The organism is Erwinia sp. S43, from assembly GCF_016624745.1.
GTDB classification, from domain to species: Bacteria; Pseudomonadota; Gammaproteobacteria; order Enterobacterales; family Enterobacteriaceae; genus Erwinia; species Erwinia coffeiphila.
Genome location: NZ_JACVTX010000012.1, coordinates 65,576 through 83,756 on the forward strand (window position 1 = coordinate 65,576; position 18,181 = coordinate 83,756).

General features: G+C 55.1%; 18 protein-coding genes and 1 tRNA gene. 7 read left to right on the plus strand and 12 right to left on the minus strand.

The window, feature by feature from the left end:
- Positions 1–4 precede the first annotated feature (4 nt).
- From IBT47_RS15440 to IBT47_RS15450, 3 genes are read right to left on the minus strand one after another with little or no spacing between them, the layout of a single operon-like run.
- Positions 5–946, minus strand: coding sequence for an ABC transporter substrate-binding protein (locus IBT47_RS15440; protein WP_105591308.1), 942 nt, complete (start codon positions 944–946; stop codon positions 5–7).
- A 52-nt stretch (positions 947–998) separates the two neighbouring features.
- Positions 999–2,129, minus strand: coding sequence for an amidohydrolase (locus IBT47_RS15445; protein ID WP_200561251.1), 1,131 nt, complete (start codon positions 2,127–2,129; stop codon positions 999–1,001).
- Positions 2,130–2,142: 13 nt separating this feature from the next.
- Positions 2,143–3,144 (minus strand): LLM class flavin-dependent oxidoreductase, encoded by a 1,002-nt coding sequence (locus IBT47_RS15450; protein ID WP_200561253.1) that lies wholly within the window; start codon positions 3,142–3,144, stop codon positions 2,143–2,145.
- Positions 3,145–3,346: 202 nt separating this feature from the next.
- On the opposite strand from IBT47_RS15450, the gene IBT47_RS15455 reads away from it, so the two are divergent.
- Positions 3,347–3,517, plus strand: coding sequence for a hypothetical protein (locus IBT47_RS15455; RefSeq protein ID WP_200561255.1), 171 nt, complete (start codon positions 3,347–3,349; stop codon positions 3,515–3,517).
- 10 nt (positions 3,518–3,527) lie between these two features.
- On the opposite strand, the gene IBT47_RS15460 is transcribed toward IBT47_RS15455, so the two are convergent.
- The 4 genes from IBT47_RS15460 to malX all read right to left on the minus strand — a co-directional run bounded on the left by IBT47_RS15460 (position 3,528) and on the right by malX (position 7,612).
- Positions 3,528–4,253 (minus strand): 4'-phosphopantetheinyl transferase, encoded by a 726-nt coding sequence (locus tag IBT47_RS15460; RefSeq protein ID WP_200561257.1) that lies wholly within the window; start codon positions 4,251–4,253, stop codon positions 3,528–3,530.
- Positions 4,254–4,328: 75 nt separating this feature from the next.
- The gene (locus IBT47_RS15465) at positions 4,329–4,535 is read right to left on the minus strand and encodes a hypothetical protein (RefSeq protein WP_200546191.1); all 207 of its coding nucleotides are present in this window, start codon (positions 4,533–4,535) and stop codon (positions 4,329–4,331) included.
- Between the two features lie 216 nt (positions 4,536–4,751).
- Complete coding sequence (locus IBT47_RS15470; protein WP_200561259.1) at positions 4,752–5,942, minus strand: MalY/PatB family protein; 1,191 nt, start codon at positions 5,940–5,942, stop codon at positions 4,752–4,754.
- Between the two features lie 56 nt (positions 5,943–5,998).
- Entirely contained in the window at positions 5,999–7,612 is a 1,614-nt protein-coding gene (gene malX / locus IBT47_RS15475) for a maltose/glucose-specific PTS transporter subunit IIBC (protein WP_200561261.1), read from the minus strand.
- A 258-nt stretch (positions 7,613–7,870) separates the two neighbouring features.
- Here malX and malI point away from each other — a divergent pair, with 258 nt between their 5' ends.
- From malI to IBT47_RS15490, 3 genes are all read left to right on the plus strand, one after another.
- Positions 7,871–8,902 (plus strand): Mal regulon transcriptional regulator MalI, encoded by a 1,032-nt coding sequence (gene malI, locus IBT47_RS15480; RefSeq protein ID WP_200561263.1) that lies wholly within the window; start codon positions 7,871–7,873, stop codon positions 8,900–8,902.
- 417 nt (positions 8,903–9,319) lie between these two features.
- Positions 9,320–9,658, plus strand: a complete 339-nt coding sequence (locus IBT47_RS15485) for a hypothetical protein (protein ID WP_200561265.1) — start codon at positions 9,320–9,322, stop codon at positions 9,656–9,658.
- 21 nt (positions 9,659–9,679) lie between these two features.
- Positions 9,680–9,880, plus strand: coding sequence for a hypothetical protein (locus tag IBT47_RS15490; protein ID WP_200561267.1), 201 nt, complete (start codon positions 9,680–9,682; stop codon positions 9,878–9,880).
- A gap of 199 nt (positions 9,881–10,079) precedes the next feature.
- Here IBT47_RS15490 and IBT47_RS15495 read toward each other — a convergent pair.
- From IBT47_RS15495 to IBT47_RS15505, 3 genes are all read right to left on the minus strand, one after another.
- Positions 10,080–10,156, minus strand: a tRNA-Pro gene (locus IBT47_RS15495).
- A gap of 76 nt (positions 10,157–10,232) precedes the next feature.
- A complete protein-coding gene (gene yejM, locus IBT47_RS15500) occupies positions 10,233–11,993 on the minus strand; it encodes an LPS biosynthesis-modulating metalloenzyme YejM (RefSeq protein WP_200561269.1) in 1,761 nt (586 codons plus the stop codon).
- 21 nt (positions 11,994–12,014) lie between these two features.
- Entirely contained in the window at positions 12,015–12,242 is a 228-nt protein-coding gene (locus IBT47_RS15505; protein ID WP_200561271.1) for a YejL family protein, read from the minus strand.
- 161 nt (positions 12,243–12,403) lie between these two features.
- Here IBT47_RS15505 and yejK point away from each other — a divergent pair, with 161 nt between their 5' ends.
- Entirely contained in the window at positions 12,404–13,408 is a 1,005-nt protein-coding gene (gene yejK, locus IBT47_RS15510) for a nucleoid-associated protein YejK (protein WP_200561273.1), read from the plus strand.
- Positions 13,409–13,505: 97 nt separating this feature from the next.
- On the opposite strand, the gene rplY is transcribed toward yejK, so the two are convergent.
- Positions 13,506–13,790, minus strand: coding sequence for a 50S ribosomal protein L25 (gene rplY, locus IBT47_RS15515; RefSeq protein ID WP_105591320.1), 285 nt, complete (start codon positions 13,788–13,790; stop codon positions 13,506–13,508).
- Positions 13,791–13,916: 126 nt separating this feature from the next.
- Positions 13,917–15,671, minus strand: coding sequence for a DEAD/DEAH box helicase (locus IBT47_RS15520; RefSeq protein ID WP_200561275.1), 1,755 nt, complete (start codon positions 15,669–15,671; stop codon positions 13,917–13,919).
- A 186-nt stretch (positions 15,672–15,857) separates the two neighbouring features.
- Between IBT47_RS15520 and rsuA the strand changes: the two genes are divergently transcribed.
- Positions 15,858–16,562: a 16S rRNA pseudouridine(516) synthase RsuA gene (gene rsuA / locus IBT47_RS15525; protein WP_200561277.1), complete on the plus strand. Its 705-nt coding sequence runs from the start codon at positions 15,858–15,860 to the stop codon at positions 16,560–16,562.
- A 27-nt stretch (positions 16,563–16,589) separates the two neighbouring features.
- Complete coding sequence (locus tag IBT47_RS15530; RefSeq protein WP_200561279.1) at positions 16,590–17,789, plus strand: Bcr/CflA family multidrug efflux MFS transporter; 1,200 nt, start codon at positions 16,590–16,592, stop codon at positions 17,787–17,789.
- Positions 17,790–18,181: the final 392 nt, after the last annotated feature.

An 18,181-nucleotide genomic window follows, 5' to 3' on the forward strand; every position in this document is an offset into this window, starting at 1 on the left:
CTCCTTAGTCGCCCAGACCCGGCGGGTTGATCTCGGAGCGATCCAGGCGTTCAATGCCTTCGCCCCAGCGGTTCAGTACCTTGTCGTACTCGCCGCTTTTAATCACGCCGTTCAGCGCGGTGTTCACCGGCGTTACCAGGCCATTACCTTTCTTTAGCGTCACCGCGATGTGTGCCGCCTTCGGCCAGCCGCCGTCAACGCTGCCTACCAGTTTGGTCTGGCCGGTCAGCGCCGCTTTCCATGCGCCGATCACGTTTGGACCAAAGAAGGCATCCGCACGGCCGGACTGCAGTGCCAGCGTCTGCGCGGCATCATCTTTCACGTAGATTGGGGTAAACGGCTTCAGGCCTTTTTTCTGGTTGGCTTCATCCCAGGCCAGCAGGATCGCTTCCTGGTTGGTGCCGGAGCCAACGATAATGCGCAGGCCGGCAATATCTTCCGCTTTTTTCAGCGAGGTGATTTTGCTGGTGGACTTCACGTAAAAGCCCAGTGAATCCTGGCGGTAGGTGGCGAAGTCAAACTTCTCTTTACGCTCTTTGGTGACCGTCACGTTGGTAATCGCCGCATCGTATTTGCCGGAACTGACGCCCAGCGGCCAGTCTTCCCATGAAGTTGGTACTACGTTCAGCTCAAGACCCAGGCTATCGGCCACCAGGCGGGCGATATCCACTTCGCTACCCTGCAGAGTTTTGTTGTCATCGGAGAACAGCGTCAGCGGCGGTGAGTTCAGCGCGGCTACCGCCACGGTAAATTTACCCGGCACGGCGAAGCGGTGATCCTTAGGGATCTGCGCCACGGCTTCAGGGTTCACCGGCGCATGGATCGGCGCGGCATTGGCTTCCACGCTGATCCCCGTGCCGTTCACGGTGACGGTTTCGGCCCAGGCTCCGCTGGTCAACAGGGCGGTAGCAACGAACAGTCCTGACAGTAATGAGGTTTTAAGCATAATGTTTACTCTTATTATTTGAATGTGCAGGTGGAAACGCAGTTTGCTGTGGCTAACTAATTTCACGCAGCACGGCTTCTGCCAGCTGGCTGAAATAACGGGCGGCCGGTTCGATCAGGCTTTCATCCGGTTTAAATCCGGGATGATGCAGGCCGAATTCGCTGGCGCTGCCGATACTGACGAAGGTGCCAGGGGTGTTGTGCAGGTAGAAGGCGAAATCTTCCCCGCCCATTTGCAGGTCGGCGTGCTGTACGGTGTAACCGGCTCCCGCCGCGACCCCTTTACTGAATTCTGCCCAGCGCTCGGTGTTGACCAGCGCCGGAGGCCCCGGATGCCAGTTGAGCTTCGCCGTTGCACCGAAGCCTTCGGCGATGCTGCTAATCAGCTGCTGGAAGCGTTGTGGTAATGATTCACGAATGGCGTCGTTGTGGGTTCGCACCGTCCCTTCCAGCACCACGGTCTGCGGCAGCACGTTCCAGGTATTGCCGCCCTCAATGCGGGTGACGCTGACTACCACCGATTCAAGCGGGCTGTAGCTGCGGCTGACCAGCGTTTGCAGTGCGGTAACGATCTGGCTGGCAATCACAATCGCGTCAATGCCCTCCTGCGGACGGGCGGCGTGGGCACCTTTACCGGTGACTTCGAAGTCAAAGCGATCGACGTTGGCATAAAACGGCCCGCCGCGCGTGGCGAAAGTGCCAACCGGCAGTTCCGGCGCGTTATGCATGCCGAAAATCGCGCTTACGCCTTCCAGCGCACCAGCTTTGATCAGCGTTTTCGCCCCGCCAAAGCGTTCTTCCGCTGGCTGAAACAGCAGACGTACCCGGCCTGGTAGCGTTTTCTCACGCGCTTTCAGCAGCAGTGCAGCACCAAGGATCACCGAGGTATGCACATCGTGACCGCAGGCGTGCATCACACCGGGATTCTGTGAGCGAAATTCAACCGGGACCACCTCTTCGATCGGCAGTGCATCGATGTCGGCACGCAGCGCAATCAGTGCGTCACCCTGACCGATCTCGGCCACGACACCGGTGTTCAGCCCGTAAGGCTGCGGCTCGATGCCTGCGCTGCGCAGCCAGCCCTGAATGCGTTCAGTGGTGGCAAATTCCTGATTGGACAGCTCGGGGAACTGATGCAGTTCACGTCGCCATGCGATTAACTGTTGTCCAAGATTCTGACTCATTGTGCTGTGCTCCTCAGGCGGCGACGAGGCGATGGCTGGCCAGTAGTTCCAGCGATTTCACCCGCGCCGCGCCGCTGCTGACCGGCGTATCAATAACAAACTCTTCAATGCCGTACTGCTGATGCAGCGCTTCCAGCTCGTTATGAACCTGTTCGGCTGTGCCTTTAATGACCGCGGCTTCGCGCGGTTCGATGCGGTAATTCGTGGCATTCGCCTGACGAATAAAGGCTTCCGCCTGGGCAATCGTACCAACGGTGACGCTCTGGCCATTTTCTACATGAACACGGTAGTGCTGCAGATCGGCGGCAAGCAGGTCGGCATCTGCCGCTGACTCCGCCACAATCACCTGCACCGCTACCAGCGCCGACTGTCCGCCGCTCAGGCGACGATAGGTTGCCAGCGTCTGCTCCAGCTCCTGGCGGTTACCGTTAAGATGCGCGGCAAAAACAAACTGCCAGTTCAGCTCGGCGGCCAGCTGTGCGCTGCCTTCGCTGGCACCCAGCAGAAAACGCTGAGCCGGGCGAGCAGGGACCGGGGTCGCCAGCAGCTGGTCTTCGGTTTGGCTGTCGCTGGCGGTGGCGTTCAGCCAGCCTTCCAGTGCCCGCAGCTGGCTGGAGAAATCGCCTTTCGCTTCGGCGTTAATGCCGTGCTGCAATGCACGGGTGGACAGCGGCAGGCCGCCTGGCGCTTTGCCCACGCCAAGATCGACGCGGCCCGGAGCCAGAGAGGCCAGCAGGTTAAAGTTTTCCGCCACTTTATAAGGGCTGTAGTGCTGCAACATTACGCCGCCGGAGCCGACACGCAGATGGCGGGTATGGGCCAGAATCCAGGCGATCAGCACTTCCGGTGACGGGCTGGCCAGGGCCTGCGTATTGTGGTGTTCAGCCAGCCAGAAGCGGTGAAAGCCCCACTCTTCGGCTTTTTGCGCCAGCAGTAATGTCCTTGCCAGTGCCTGGGCAGGTGTTTCACCTTCTGCTACCGGACTTTTATCCAGCAGGCTCAATTGATAAGCCATAATTAATCCTTAATGTGCTTCAGTTGCTGGCAATTATTGAAGGGAGCTGCGGGGGGAGTAAAACAACAAATCTGGCATATATCATTCATCAAATGGGATAAGCGGCTATTACCAGCGGCTGGCAAAGGCTGTGCGAAATGGATATTTTGCGGAGGCGATAAAATAAGGTTTACTAACCTTTCACAACACAGAGGAGCAACGTATGAAAGGTTTATGGCTGCATTTTACCCGCTTTTTCCAGGTGCCTGCCGGTATGGCAACGCTGGATAGCTGCCGGGTTGTTGAAGCGATGATTCCGATGGTGGAACTGTATGGTGTGGATCTGCACGACCTGCCGCAGCTGAACGACCGCAGCCCGCACGACGGTAAATAAGCTATGCAGACTATTTCTGCAGCCCGATAACCCAGGTTAATACCGTATCGGGCTGTAACTCAACTTCTACCGTAAACTCCCTTCCGGCATAAAACTCAACGGAAAACGTCTCAGTCAGCCTTAGCGTGAGCTGCGTGTTTTGCGCATCCCAGTCAACCACCTCTGCCGCACTGAAATCCATAAAACGCCGCAGTTCGGGCCATATCGCCTTATATAAGCTCTCTTTCGCCGAAAAAACGATTGTCACCGCACAGGCAAAAGGCAGTTCAAGCCGTTCTAACAGTGCCTTCTCTGCAGGATTAACGATCATATGTGCCATTTCTGACGCGTGTTCTTCCGTCATCATCTGTTCGCAGTCGATGCCCGGCAGGACGTTATTGCGGCGGGTCAGCAGCGCGCAGATGCGACGATGGGTGTGCGAAAGCGAACCACGTATGCCTTCCGGCCACAGCGGAGCACGGTCTTCATCGTTGTGCAGAATGAACTGCGTAACGTCCATCCTCGTCAACGCCTGCTGCAGGCAGTAGCGGCTGGCAAGATACTCCGCGCGGCGTTTGTTCACTGCTTTATGCAGCCTGGCAGGGAAGGGGATATTCAGCGAATCAAACAGGTCAGGGGTGAAATGCGCTTCGTTAAACTGCACGTCGAGCAGTAACACATCGGGATAAGCGGCGAGCGGGCTAACTATCGAACTGACAATAAACGGAGGCAGAACAGGCAGGTTTACCAAAAGCATAGCCACTAACCGGTTGAAAGATGATGCGTAATTTAAACAGGTTAGTGGCCAGAGATCAAAGCCGGGCAGGCGGAATCAGTGGTTAGGCGGGATCGCGAGATTCTTAATCGATACCACGAAATGCTCATTGCCCTTGGAAATCTTGGCACCGCGGTCACACCAGTGGCTGGCGAGACGGAAAAAATCGTCGCTACCGATGTCGTAGGCCAGTTCTACTTTATGGATACCCGAATGAAGAAGTTCTTCTGCATCTTTGAAGTTTGTCGCTTTTACTGTCGGCATGTTAGTCATCCTGTTTTACACAGTGCGATGAAAAGTGTATCCACAGCGTATGATATTTGTGTGACAGTTTTGTTTCACCGAAACGGGTTGCTGACAATATGCGATATAACCCGCAAAATTTTGCAACGTGTTGTAATTCAGCAGAAGGGCGCGGCTGATGATGTCCGGCATCACCCTTTCACCTCAACTCTCAGACGCGCCGTTCTGTCTGAGCGGTTAACCAGAACGGTGCTGGATTACTGCCTCAATGCCAGCAATTAATTTATCCATCCCCGCTTCGACTTTCGACCTCGGGCAGCCGACATTCAGCCGCAGGAAGCCGTTGCCCTCTTCACCGTAGGTATAGCCGGGCATAATCGCGACTTTCTGCCGTTCGATCAGTTCTGTTTGCAGCAGACGATCGTCAATCCCTGACGGGCGCAGATCGATCCAGGCCAGGTAGGTCGACTGCGGTGGCTGCCAGTCCAGCTGCGGGAAGGCGTGATTCAGCCGTTCTGCCACGTAGCGCAGATTGCCCAGCAGATAGTCGCGCAGCGCATCCAGCCAGGGTTCACCGGCGCGATAGGCCGCCACGTGGGCATGAACGGCCAGCACCGCTGGAGAAGACAGGCCATCGCAGGCTTTAAGCTGGTGAAGGTAGGCATCGCGATGGTTTTTACTGCCGATCAGCCCGTATGCACCGGTCAGCGCGGGAATGTTAAAGCTCTTGGAGCCGGAGGTCAGCAGCGCCCAGTCGCTTCGTGCCACTTCATTCCACGGCGTGTGCCGATTGTCACCCCAGACCATATCCATGTGGATTTCATCGCTGATCGTTCGTACGCCGTGCCGCTCGCACAGCCCGGCAATCAGCGTAAGTTCCGCACGCGTCCAGACTTTTCCGGTCGGATTGTGCGGGCTGCACAGCAGCAGTATCGAGCAGTCTGGCTGGCTTAGCAGGTTTTCCAGCAGCGCTGCGTCCAGTCTCCAGTCGTTACCCTCTTTGATCAGCGGGCAGGGCAGCAGGCGGCGCTGATTGCCGTCTACCACTTTATAAAACGCGTCGTAGGCCGGGGTGAAAGTGACTACGCCGTCACCCGGATGGCTCCACAGGCGGATCAGCTGCGCCGCCATATAGATCACAGAAGGACCGTAGACCACCGTTTCACTATCAATACGGCTGTTGAAGCGCTGCTGAAACCAGTGGGCAATTGCACCGAGAAAATCATCATGCTGCCAGCGGCTGTAGCCCAGCACACCGTGCTGCAACCGCTGTTGCAGCGCCTCAAGAATGCACGGCGCGGTAGGGAAATCCATATCTGAGATGGTGAACGGCAGCAGGTCGGCGCTACCGAAGCGATCGGCGACGTAATCCCACTGGGTACACCAGGTTCCGTGACGGTCGGTGACGGTGGAGAAATCAAAAGACATGCGCTTCACTCCCTGAACAAAGCTGAAAAGGGCGGCCTGAGCCGCCCACTTGGGGTTTATACGGTAAGTGGTTCTGCTGCCGCAGGACTGGCCGCTGTACGGATCAGAGCATCCAGCTCGTCTTTCACCGACTGCACCTGTGGGCCAATTACCACCTGCAGGTTGTGTTCATTAAGATGCACTACACCAATCGCCCGGTTAGCCTTCAGCGTGGCATCATCCACCAGCGTCATATCCGCTACCGACAGGCGCAGGCGGGTGATGCAGTTGTCCAGCGATACGATGTTACCGGCACCGCCCAGCGCACTCAGAATAGCCGGCACGTTGTAGCCCGATTTGCTGGAAGACGGTACGGCGGCGGCGGTCGGCAGGCTGTCCGATTCGCGGCCCGGGGTTTTGATATTAAAGCGGGTAATTGAGAAGCGGAAGATAGCGTAGTAACCCGCGAACCAGATGGCCGCCACAACCGGCACCAGATACCACTTGGTAGCGGTGCCGTGCAGAATCCCGAACACTACAAAGTCAATGATATTGCCGTCCGTATTACCGATGGTCACGCCCAGCACCGACATCACGGTGAAGCCCAGCCCGGTCAGGAATGCGTGGATCACGTACAGCGCAGGAGCCACGAACAGGAACAGGAATTCGATCGGTTCGGTGGTGCCACCGACCACGCAGGCAACCACGCCGGAAATCAGCAGCCCTTTAATTTTATGACGGTTTTCAGGTTTGGCGCAGTGGTACATGGCCAGCGCGGCACCCGGCAGACCGCCGAGGAAGGCCGGCATCTTACCCTGCGACAGGAACTGCGTTGCGCTTTCAGAAAAACCGTGGGTGGTCGGGCAGGAGAGCTGTGCCTGGAAGATGGTCAGCGCGCCGCTGACCTCGCGGCCGCAGACATCTAACGTTCCGCCTGCTTCGGTGAAGCGGATTAGCGCCACCAGAATGTGCTGCAGGCCGAACGGCAGCAGGAAACGCTCGCCGGAGCCGAAAATCATCGGGCCAAATACGCCCGCGCCCTGGATCAGGCGGCCAAGGCCGGTAATCCCGGCAGCGAAGAACGGCCAGATCAGCGGGATCAGTAAACCGACCAGACCCAGCACTACGGTAGTGACAATCGGCACGAAGCGGGTACCGCCGAAGAACGCCAGCGCGTCCGGCAGGCGTATGGTGTTAAAGCGCTCGTGCAGCCGGTAGACGATGATGCCAACGATCACCGCACCCAGAATGCCGGTATCGATAGACTGAATGCCCAAAATCATCTGGATATTATTGGCTTTCAGCACCGCCGGATCGGTAGTGGGCAGCGTACCGTTGGCGGTCAGATAGAAATTAACGGCCAGATTCAGCACGGTGAAACCGACGAAGCCGGAGAAAGCGGCAACGCCTTTATTTTCACGCGCCATCCCCAGCGGAATCGCAATAGCGAACATCACCGGCAGGAAGCTGAAGGCGAAAGAGCCAACCTTGCTCATCCAGACGAAAATCAGCTGAAGAACGGGGTTGCCCAGTACCGGTAGCAAGGTGATGACATCGCGGCTGCTCAGTGAGCTGCCAATGCCGAGCATAATGCCGCAAAACGACAGCAGCGCGACCGGCAGCATGAAAGTTTTACCCAGACTCTGGAAGAACTCCCAGAGTGTGAAACGTTGTTTTTTATGTGCAGGCATACCCGCTCCCCAATGGTGTTGTTAGGCTCTGTGTTGCTGGCGGCTAAGATAAAACGTTTTACCAAAACAATACGTGTTCAAGCTCACACTATCAGATCATTCCAGATATAACGGGGTTTAAAAAAGGTTTAACGTTTTACTAAAATTGCTTAATCATATATAACTCTCTGACCAGGCTAATTTTTTGCTTCCGGGTACGTATAATGGCGGCCGTGAGCGATGCCGTTTCGTGGAGTCCGGTATGAACGATAAAGTCCGATGAACCATAAAAAGATCACGATTATCGACGTGGCCCGCCACGCCGGTGTGTCTGTCACCACCGTTTCACTGGTGCTGGGCGGCAAGGGGCGTATCTCTCAGGCGACGGCTGAGCGGGTTAACCGCGCCGTGGATGAACTGGGTTTTGTGCGTAATCGCCAGGCAAGTACGCTGCGCGGCGGCGAATCCGGCGTGGTCGGGCTGATTGTCCGCGATATCTGCGAGCCGTTTTACGCCGAAATGACCGCGGGCCTCAGCGAAATGTTTGAAGCACAGGGCAAAGTTTTGTTCCTGCTGCAAAGCGGATCGTCGGGGAAAGGTCTGATGCGCTGCTTCGATACGCTGCTGACGCACGGCGTGGACGGCATTGTGATTGCCGGCGGTGAAGGGGCGATGAACGGCCTGAAGGAAAAGGCCGAAGAGCAGGGCGTGCCGCTGATTTGCGCCACCCGTTCCGGCGGCATTGACGGCGTTGACGTGGTCCGCCCCGACAATATGCTGGCGGCAAAAATGGCCACGGAATACCTGATAAGGCAGGGGCACAAGCAGATCGCCTATCTCGGAGGGCTCAGCAATTCACTGACCCGCGCCGAACGGCTTGGCGGTTTTTGCGCCACGCTTCTGCAATACGGCCTGCCGTTCCGCACGGAATGGATTATCGAATGCGATTATCAGCAAAAGTGTGCGGCGGATGCGACGGAACTGCTGCTCTCCCACTATCCAAAAATCAGCGCCATCGTCTGCCATAAATCTTCCGTGGCGCTGGGGGCGTATTTTGGCGTGCTGCGGACCGGCGCTGAAGTTGGCGGCGGCGCAGTTGACAGTTTCTTCCAGCAAAAAATCGCCCTGATTGGCATGGAAGACGCCCCCGAGTCCGAGTTGACCGAACCGCCGCTAACCTCAATTGCCAACTCCGCGCGTGAAATCGGCCACGCTACGGCGCGGCGTCTGCTGCTGCGCATCGGTGGGCAGAATCTGGAAGCGCAGAATATTATCGTGCCGCCCGCGCTGGTGGAGAGGGCGTCGGCGTGATTCGAATTGATAAATTCCGCCTTAGCGGGCGGGTTTTATCAATTATCGCAGCGACAGATTAAGTAGCCCGATCGTTTTCGTCAAAGACCTATTATCATGTTCCTGAGTGCGATATTAAATTCTAATTCCTGATGCGATAATATCCTATGCCGCATTGATTTGTTAGTTATTGTATTTAAAGGTTGAATGTATTAGGTTTTGGTAATTGTGATGATGTTCAATTATTTTTGTAAAAAATAGCTTATTTTTATGTGTAATTGATTTTAATGAGATCATAATAAATCTATATTGTTGATATTTAAGTAATTTATTTCATTGATTGTTTCCTATTAAATATCTTGTAATTTTAAATCATATGAATGTATTCTTTGGTTGCAGTTTGAATTTAATGCTAACTTCTTATAAAGGATTATAAATATGATGGAGCTAAATATTTTAAAAATGGAATCTGTTACCGGTTCTGGTGGTAGAAATGATAATTACAGTGCTGCGGGCAGAGCTGGAAAGCGAGGTAGCCAATCAGGGTCTGGAGGAGGAAATCAGAACGGGAATAGCAACTACGTCACGGATTGTAATAATGGAATCATCGGTGGAATGATTGCTGGATCCATCGGTGGACTAGGCGGTTTGGCTTTAGGATTAGCTGGTGGTGCGCTTGCTGGCGGGTGTTTTGAGAGCGGTTCCGGCTCAAATAATAATAACGGGAGTAACTCAAATTCAAACTGCGGAAATAATAATGGTGGTTGTTCATGGTGATGATCCTTTAAAGGCTTGAAAATGAAACGCAAAATATTCAGGGGCATAATATTACTTCTATCCATCCTGATTGTGGCGGCCTTGCTGAATGGGGCGGGGGTATTTGAAAATACCTTTTATGCTGCCCCACGCGAGCTTTCTAATCTGGTGATAACCGTTTTGAGCATGTTTGGTATGGTCAAGATCACCGATGGGATATTTGTATTCTTTTCCAGAAGATGACTGCGTCAGTGTCATTGTGCTGGCCTGTGTCATATAGGGCCTCTTTTAACAGAGGCCTTTTACATTCACAAATAGAGTGGATTTCAATCAAACCTAACGATTACACAGGCTAAATTATCTTAGTCTTTAGCCTGTGGATGCAGGGCATGATTCAGGCACAAAAAAACCAGCCGTAAGAGGCTGGTTTTTTTTAGGCATTTGGTCGGCACGAGAGGATTTGAACCTCCGACCCCGGACACCCCATGACCGTGCGCTACCAAGCTGCGCTACGTGCCGATATTTGCAGCATAGTTTACTGAACTGGCCTTCGAATGCAAGTAGCTAACATCTTGACTGCGTTATATTTATACAGTCAGTTAGCGATAAAACGTTTTTCGTCGGTCAGCACCTGAAGCAGCAGCGCCAGCTGTGGCTTGTGATTCTTCAGCTCTTCACCCTGCGAATTCCACGCCGTATAGCTACCGTTGTTATCCAGCAGCAGTGTCTCATCGGCGGTGGTGATGACCAGGCGGTGGTTGCTGATACTGCTTGCCACCCAGTTATGACGACGCTTCGCAGAAAACAAGTCTTCCCCCTGCGAATAGTCAGCAAGCGGCGTATTCACATGCAGAAGACGCTGCATCAGGGTTGCCATAATGTCCTGATGATCGGTGAGTTTATTCACCGTTTGTGCGGGCGTTTGTGGCCAGTGCACGATCATCGGCACCTGTAGCGCTGCGCGATTGCCCGGATTGTCATCACCTTCCAGCACCACGCCGTGCTGAGCGGTAATGACCACCACTGTCTTGTCTAACAGCCCTTTCTGTTCAAGCGTAGCCAGCACGCTTTGTATCTGCTGATCGACATTGGCAGCGGCCCGACTGTACCGACGAAGGCGTTGCTTATCGGAACTATCCCCGCCGCTGTTATCTGCGGTGGTTAATGACAGATAGGAGAACCACGGATTGCTATCGTTTCTGTGCCCGTTCAGCCAGTTTTGCCACTGGGTGGTCGTCTGATCGTTGCTCTGTTCGCGTGCTTCCGGCAGAGAGAAATCAGACAGCAGCGCCTGGCGATACAGCGGCGAATTGAAGCCGTCGCTGGCAAACAGGCCAAACTGATACCCCTGCTGGCCCAGCGTGCCAATCAGCGTTGAAGCAATGCGTGATGAGAGTACGCCGTCCATATAGCTCGGGGAAATACCATAAAACAGCCCAAACAGACCGGTGTCATCGGTGCCGCCGGAGCTGAAGTGCTGGCTAAAGCGCACATTGCTTTCGGCGAAACGCGTCAGATTCGGCAGCATTTTAGGCATGGTGGCTTCATTCAGCCCGTCCACGGTGATGACCAGCAGGTTGTTGCGTGTACCGCGATCGCTGACGGTAATATCGCTCAGCGGATAGGCGACCGACAGCGCTTCAGGATTCCCCTGCTGCACCAGGCGGCGCTGATACTCCTGCGCATCCAGCAGACCGTATTTTTCCAGGAAGCGTCGCGCTGTCATTGGATAGGAAAGCGGAAGGTTCGAACGCTGCATCGTGATCGGGCGATAGAAGTTAGCATCCGCCCAGATATACATCAGATGACTGGCAAAGAAGGCGCTGATAAACAGGGCCGCCAGCGGTTTGCCGAAGCTGCGGCGGTTCAGGCTGCGCAGCTTTTGCCAGCTCCAGGTGGCAAACAGCATCTCCACAAGGAAAATCACCGGCACGCTGATAAACATCAGCTGCCAGTCGCGCGCCAGTTCGCTTTGATCGGGGTTAATCACCAGTTCCCAGACAACGGGATTCAGGTGCAGGTGGAATCGTTCAAAAACCGCGCCGTCGACCAGAATCAACGTCAGTCCCGCAGTGGCGATAATCGCCGACAGGAAGCGTAACAGCCGCTGCGACATCACCACGAAGGTCAACGGGAAAACGATCAGCAGATACGCGGCGAAGACGATAAAGCTGAAGTGCCCGATCCAACTGCTAAACGCATAAATCCGACCGGCCAGCGAGGTTGGCCAGTCGGAAACAAACAGGTAGCGGCTACCCAGAATGAACGCAAAAATGATGTTAAACAGGGCGAACCAGTGCCCCCAGCTTATCATCTGGGAGACTTTTTCACGGTAGCGCTGCCGATTTGTTACCATAACGGGATCAGAGTCGTCTCATCAGTGGGCTTTATCTTCGCGTACCGACGCCTGAAGCGCTTCGGCAAACGAACGAGCCATAGTCTGGCGCTGCGCAGGTGCAACGCTGGTATTGAGCAGGTTGGTCACCATATTTCCCAAAACCATCAGGGAAAGATCGGTAGGAGTCTGGTTTTTTTCCAGTACCTGGACCAGTTCTGCGAGGATTTTTTCCACGCGTTCGTTACTGTAACGGGATGATTGTGCCATAGCGTCTATTTTACTGAGATTTAAAAGGCGTCATTTTACCGTAACAGCACGTTTTTTTCTGCATTTTTATCGTCAGCAACGGGTTAATGTTGTTGCTGATTGGTTGATCGAAATAGCACTCGGTGATTGAATACGCGCCTGTGCCAAAAGGAGAGTTTACCATGAGTCTGGATATCGACCAGATTGCCCTTCATCAGTTGATCAAACGTGATGAACAGACGCTGGATCTGGTTCTGCGTGATTCGCTGCTGCCGTCCACCCCGGCGGTTACCGCCATGATGGAAGAGCTGCACCGCGTTTACAGCGCCAAAAGTAAAGCCTATGGCCTGTTCAACGAAGAGAGCGAGCTGGCCGAGGCGCTGCGCAACTGCCGCAAAGGCGAGGATGATTTTCTGGCTTTCAGCCGTGCCGCCACCGGCCGCCTGCGCGATGAACTGGGTAAATATCCCTTTGCAGAAAGTGGCGTGGTGCTGTTTGGTCACTACCGCTACCTGGCGGTAAACTATCTGTTGATCGCCGTGCTGAGCAGCCAGAACAGTATGCGCGTGAACGAAGAGCTGGATATCAGCAGCACGCAGTTCCTGGATATTAATCATGCCGATATCGTGGCGCGCGTCGATTTGACCGAGTGGGAAGCTAACCCTGAATCGACCCGTTATCTGACCTTCCTGCGCGGTCGGGTAGGGCGCAAAGTCGCCGACTTCTTTATGGACTTCCTCGGTGCCAGCGTGGGTCTGGATACCAAGGCGCAGAACCGTGGGCTGCTGCAGGCGGTGGATGACTATTGCGCGGAAGCCAGCCTCGATAAAAACGAGCGGCAGAACTACCGTCAGCAGGTTTACAGCTATTGCAACGAGCAGCTGCAGGCGGGTGAAGAGATCGAACTTCAGGGGCTGTCGGAAGAGCTGGCGCCGCTGGGTGAAAAAACCTTCCAGGCGTTTACCGCCGAGCAGGGCTACGAGCTGGAAGATAGCTTCCCGGCCGATCGCAGCACCCTGCGTCAGCTGACCAAGTTTGCCGGTAGCGGCGGTGGTTTAACCCTTAATTTTGACGCTATGCTGCTGGGCGAGCGTATTTTCTGGGACCCGACCACCGATACGCTGACCATTAAAGGCACGCCGCCGAATCTTCGCGATCAATTGCAGCGCCGCACCAGCGGTAAGTAGCCGCATAGGGCGGATCTGATTTCAGGTCTGCCCGAATTCAGCATAAAAAAAACGCCGCATATGCGGCGTTTCTTTTACATCTGTAACGAACGAGCGATTAAGCGCGAACGAAGTCGATGTGGTGCAGTTTTGGCTTGAACGGGTGACGCTGAACAGCCTGCACTTTAACTTTGATTTCTTTGCCATCTGCAACCAGAGTCAGCACTTCTTCGTAAAAACCAGGCTTAGCCTGCATGTTCATTACGGAGTCGTGGTCCAGTTCGATAGCGATAGCTTCTTCTTTGCCACCGTAAACGATAGCTGGGAATTTGTTAGCTACACGCAGGCGGCGGCTCGCACCCTTACCCTGCTCTTTACGTACTTCTGCATTGATAGTGAACATTTTAAAGTCTCTTCAGTTTTTGTCCCTGCTACAGGCGACCCAGCAGCAGGCGGATTGTTCAGCTTTTGCATAGCAAAAGCGGGCGGCATTATAGCCTCGTTTGCCGCTGTGGGCAACGTAATAAACTCAGCGCAGCTCATTAGCCCGGCGAAAACGTCCCTGGTAATCAAAGACTTTTTCCCGCACCTGCCAGAAATGGCGCTGTTTGCGGGCGACAACAAAATCGGGATGGCGCAGCAGCGGCTGGAGGCTGATGATATCGTCAGCCGTTTTCCAGTTCAGCGGCACGCCCGGTGCGCGCTGGTGCGGGCGTAAAAAAAGCTGCTCCAAGGCGGTGCGCTGCGCCGGGCTTTTCAACCGGAAACGCTCGCTCACCTCGCTGGCCTCTTCATCGAAGTAGCGCACCTTCAGCCATTCGCCGTGCTCGTCGCTTCCGGCCTCCAGCACCATGGCCGCACAGCGCAGTACCAGCGCATCCTTCAGCTTCAGCGCGGCTTTCAGCATATCGTCGGGATCGACCAGAATCGTGTCGCACTCGCGGCAGCGACGGGCGGCAATATCATTTTCGGCATTGCACTGCGGGCAGTTCTTGAAGCGAAAGCGATAGTCACACTGTTCGCGGTTGCCTTCATCATCCTCCAGCACGCCCTGGCAGCGGCGGCCAAAGTGCTCAATAATCGTGCCGTCGGCGGTGGTTTTCCCCCAGAAGGTGTTGGCGAAACCGCAGCCGGGGCAGAAAACCTGCACTGGCTTATTGTCACTTTTCCCTTTTGGCGTCCCCACTTCCGGCGTGAACAAATCGTGGGGATTACCGGCGTAGTCGAGGATCAGGCAGTCGCTTTTCCCCGGACTGAGGCGCAGTCCGCGGCCGACAATCTGCTGGTAAAGGCTGACCGATTCGGTGGGGCGCAGAATGGCAATCAGGTCGACGTGGGGCGCATCAAAGCCCGTGGTCAGTACCGCGACGTTGACCATATATAGCAGCTCACGCGCCTTGAAGGCGGTAATCAACGCGTCGCGTTCGGCGGCGGGCGTTCCGGCGCTGATTAAGGCTTTACTGTCCGGCAGCAGGCCGAGAATTTCTCTGGCATGCTCAACGGTAGCGGCAAAGATCATCACTCCCTGACGCTCTTGAGCAAATTCGACGATCTGCTGAATGATATGCGGCGTGATGCGCTGCTGCTGTTTCAGTTCACGGTTGAGATCGGCCTCGCTGAACAGGCCATTTTCCTGCGCCTGTAGACGGCTGAAATCATACTGCACGACCGGCATGTCCAGCCGCTCGGGCGGTACCAGAAAGCCGTTCTTAATCATATAGCGTAGCGGAAGCTCATAGATGCAGTCGCGAAACATCGCCTGCTCGCTGCCGCGCACCATGCCGTGATAGTGGAACTGATAGATCCAACCTTTCCCCAGCCGGTAAGGCGTGGCGGTAAGGCCAAGCAGGCGCAGTTGTGGATTGCGCTGACGCAGTTGGTTGATGATTTGCTGATACTGGCTGTCGTCGGCATCACTGATGCGATGGCACTCATCAACAATCAGCAGTGAAAAACGGTCGTCAAACTGCGCCAGGTTTCGTGCCACCGACTGCACGCTGCCGAACACCACTTTTGCCTGGCTCTCTTTACGCTGTAGTCCGGCGGCAAAGATGTCCGCCTCCAGATCATAAGCCTGATATTTCGCGTGATTCTGCGCCACCAGTTCTTTGACATGCGCCAGCACCAGTACCCGACCACGCGCCACGCGGGCCAGTTCGGCAATCACCAGGCTTTTGCCCGCGCCGGTCGGCAGCACGATGACCGCCGGCTCGGCGGAGCGGCGAAAGTAGCTGACGGTGGCATCCACCGCTTCCTGTTGATAGGGGCGTAGGGTAAAAGACATGAACACTCACTGCGGAAAAAATATTTGGCTATTATGCCACGAAAGGGCGTTATGAGGACTATTCCCTCTGTGATGCAGGGACTTCTGCGGCTATACTGTGCATTCCATTCTGGATGAGCGCTTCGCGCCACATCACAAGACGTTAATCGTCAGTTTTCATTCCAAAATACAGGCAGTGCAGAGTTAATGCGACTTGATAAGTTTTTATCCCAGCAGCTGGAAGTCAGCCGCGCCATCGCCGCACGTGAGCTGCGAGCAAAAAGAGTGACCGTTGACGGCGAAGTCGTGCGCGATGGCTCGTTTAAACTGACCCCTGAAAGTCTGGTGGAGTTTGACGGTAATCCGCTGCAGCAGCAGCTGGGGCCGCGCTATTTCATGCTGAATAAGCCGGTGGGTTATGTGTGTTCTACCGACGATCCCGATCATCCTACCGTGCTTTATTTCCTCGCCGAGCCGACCGCCTATAAGCTGCATGCCGCCGGACGGCTGGATATTGATACCACCGGTCTGGTGCTGATGACCGATGACGGTCAGTGGTCACACCGTATTACTTCTCCTCGCCACCACTGCGAGAAAACCTATCTGGTGACTCTTGAGCATCCGCTGGGCGACGACACGGCGCAGCAGTTTGCCGAAGGCGTGCAGTTGCACAATGAGAAGACGCTGACCAAACCGGCGGTGCTGGAAGCGCTCGACGAACATCACGTGCGCCTGACCATCAGTGAAGGTCGTTACCATCAGGTTAAACGGATGTTCGCCGCGGTGGGGAACCGCGTGGTGGAGCTGCATCGCGAACGTATTGGTGATATCAGTCTGGACGCCGATCTGGAGCCGGGTGAGTACCGCGCGCTGACTGAGGAAGAAGTCGCCAGCGTTGGGCTGGCGCGCTAGCGCACAATAATTTCAAAGGGGCAGTGAGTGTCAAAGGATAAGAATTCTTCCGCAGGATTGGTGGTGATCCTCGGTCTGTTGGCGATGCTGATGCCACTTTCGATCGATATGTACCTGCCTGCGCTGCCGCAGATTGCTCGCGAGTTTGGCGTGTCGGCGGGCAGCGTACAGATGACGCTCAACGCCTACATTCTTGGCTTTGCACTTGGTCAGCTTATCTATGGGCCGCTGGCGGACAGCTTTGGCCGCAAGCCGGTGATTGCGGTGGGCACGCTGATCTTTGCGGTGGCTGCCGCCGCCTGTGCGCTTTCGCTGAGTATTGAGCAGCTGATCAATATGCGTTTCCTGCACGGCCTGTCGGCGGCGGCGGGCAGCGTGGTGATCAGCGCTCTGATGCGCGACAGCTACTCGAAAGAGGAATTCTCGCGCATGATGTCGTTCGTGATGCTGGTGACCACCGTGGCACCGCTGCTGGCACCGATCGTCGGTGGCTGGCTGCTGCTGATCTGGAGCTGGCACGCTATTTTCTGGACGATTTCCGTGGCCGCGATCATTACCACGCTGCTGGTGGTAACCCAGATAAAGGAAACGTTGCCGAAGGAGAAGCGACAGCGGTTTAATTTGCGTACCACGCTGGGTAATTTCCTGTCGCTGTTTCGCCATAAGCGGGTGTTCAGCTATATGCTGGCCAGCGGCTGTTCGTTTGCCGGGCTGTTTTCATTCCTGAACGCCGGGCCATTCGTTTACATCGAGCTGAACCATATTTCGCCGCAGCATTTTGGCTACTACTTTGCGCTGAACGTGGTGTTCCTGTTCCTGATGACGCTGCTGAACAGCCGCTGCGTTCGGCGTTTTGGTCCGCTGGCGATGTTCCGCTTTGGTCTGCTGGTCCAGTTCACTATGGCGGTTTGGCTGCTGCTGGTTAGCGCGCTGGATCTCGGCTTCCTGCCGCTGGTGTTTGGCGTGGCGATGTTTATCGGCTGTGTAGCGATGGTGTCATCGAATGCGATGGCGGTGATCCTGGATGAATTCCCTCATATGGCGGGAACCGCTTCTTCCCTGGCGGGCACGCTGCGTTTTGGTGTGGGCGCGCTGGCCGGGGCGCTGCTGTCTACCATGACCTTTAACAGCGCGTGGCCGATGGTCACAGCGATCTTTATCTGCGCCACGCTATCGGTTGTTCTGTTCCTTTATGCGGCGCGCCCGCGTTACGCTCAGTCCGCCTGATTCTAATGCCGGGCCGCTTTTGGCCCGGTAGTATTCCCAATACCCAGAGCCCTGTGTTCAGGTACAGGGTATCTGCTGCAATCCGTTAATCCGCTTCAGATATCGATCTTCGAATCGTTCTTCCTGCCTCTTCGCGGGTTGTTTCTCTTCCGTACCCGGGCACGCCTGACTGTAGCCGGGCAGTGATGCATTTGATCAAGTACCGGACATTTTCACCGTTCTGTTGATTATTTGTGAAATGCTAACCCTGAAAAAGTAACAATATTGCTACGAAAACGGTTGTGATCCCGAGGGTAACGCGGTAAATATAGCGAATAAATGAGAGTTACCTCTCAAAAAAAGACTATAAAAAATGTGGATAAGTCAGGTAATTAAAACTGCCTGAGATAAAT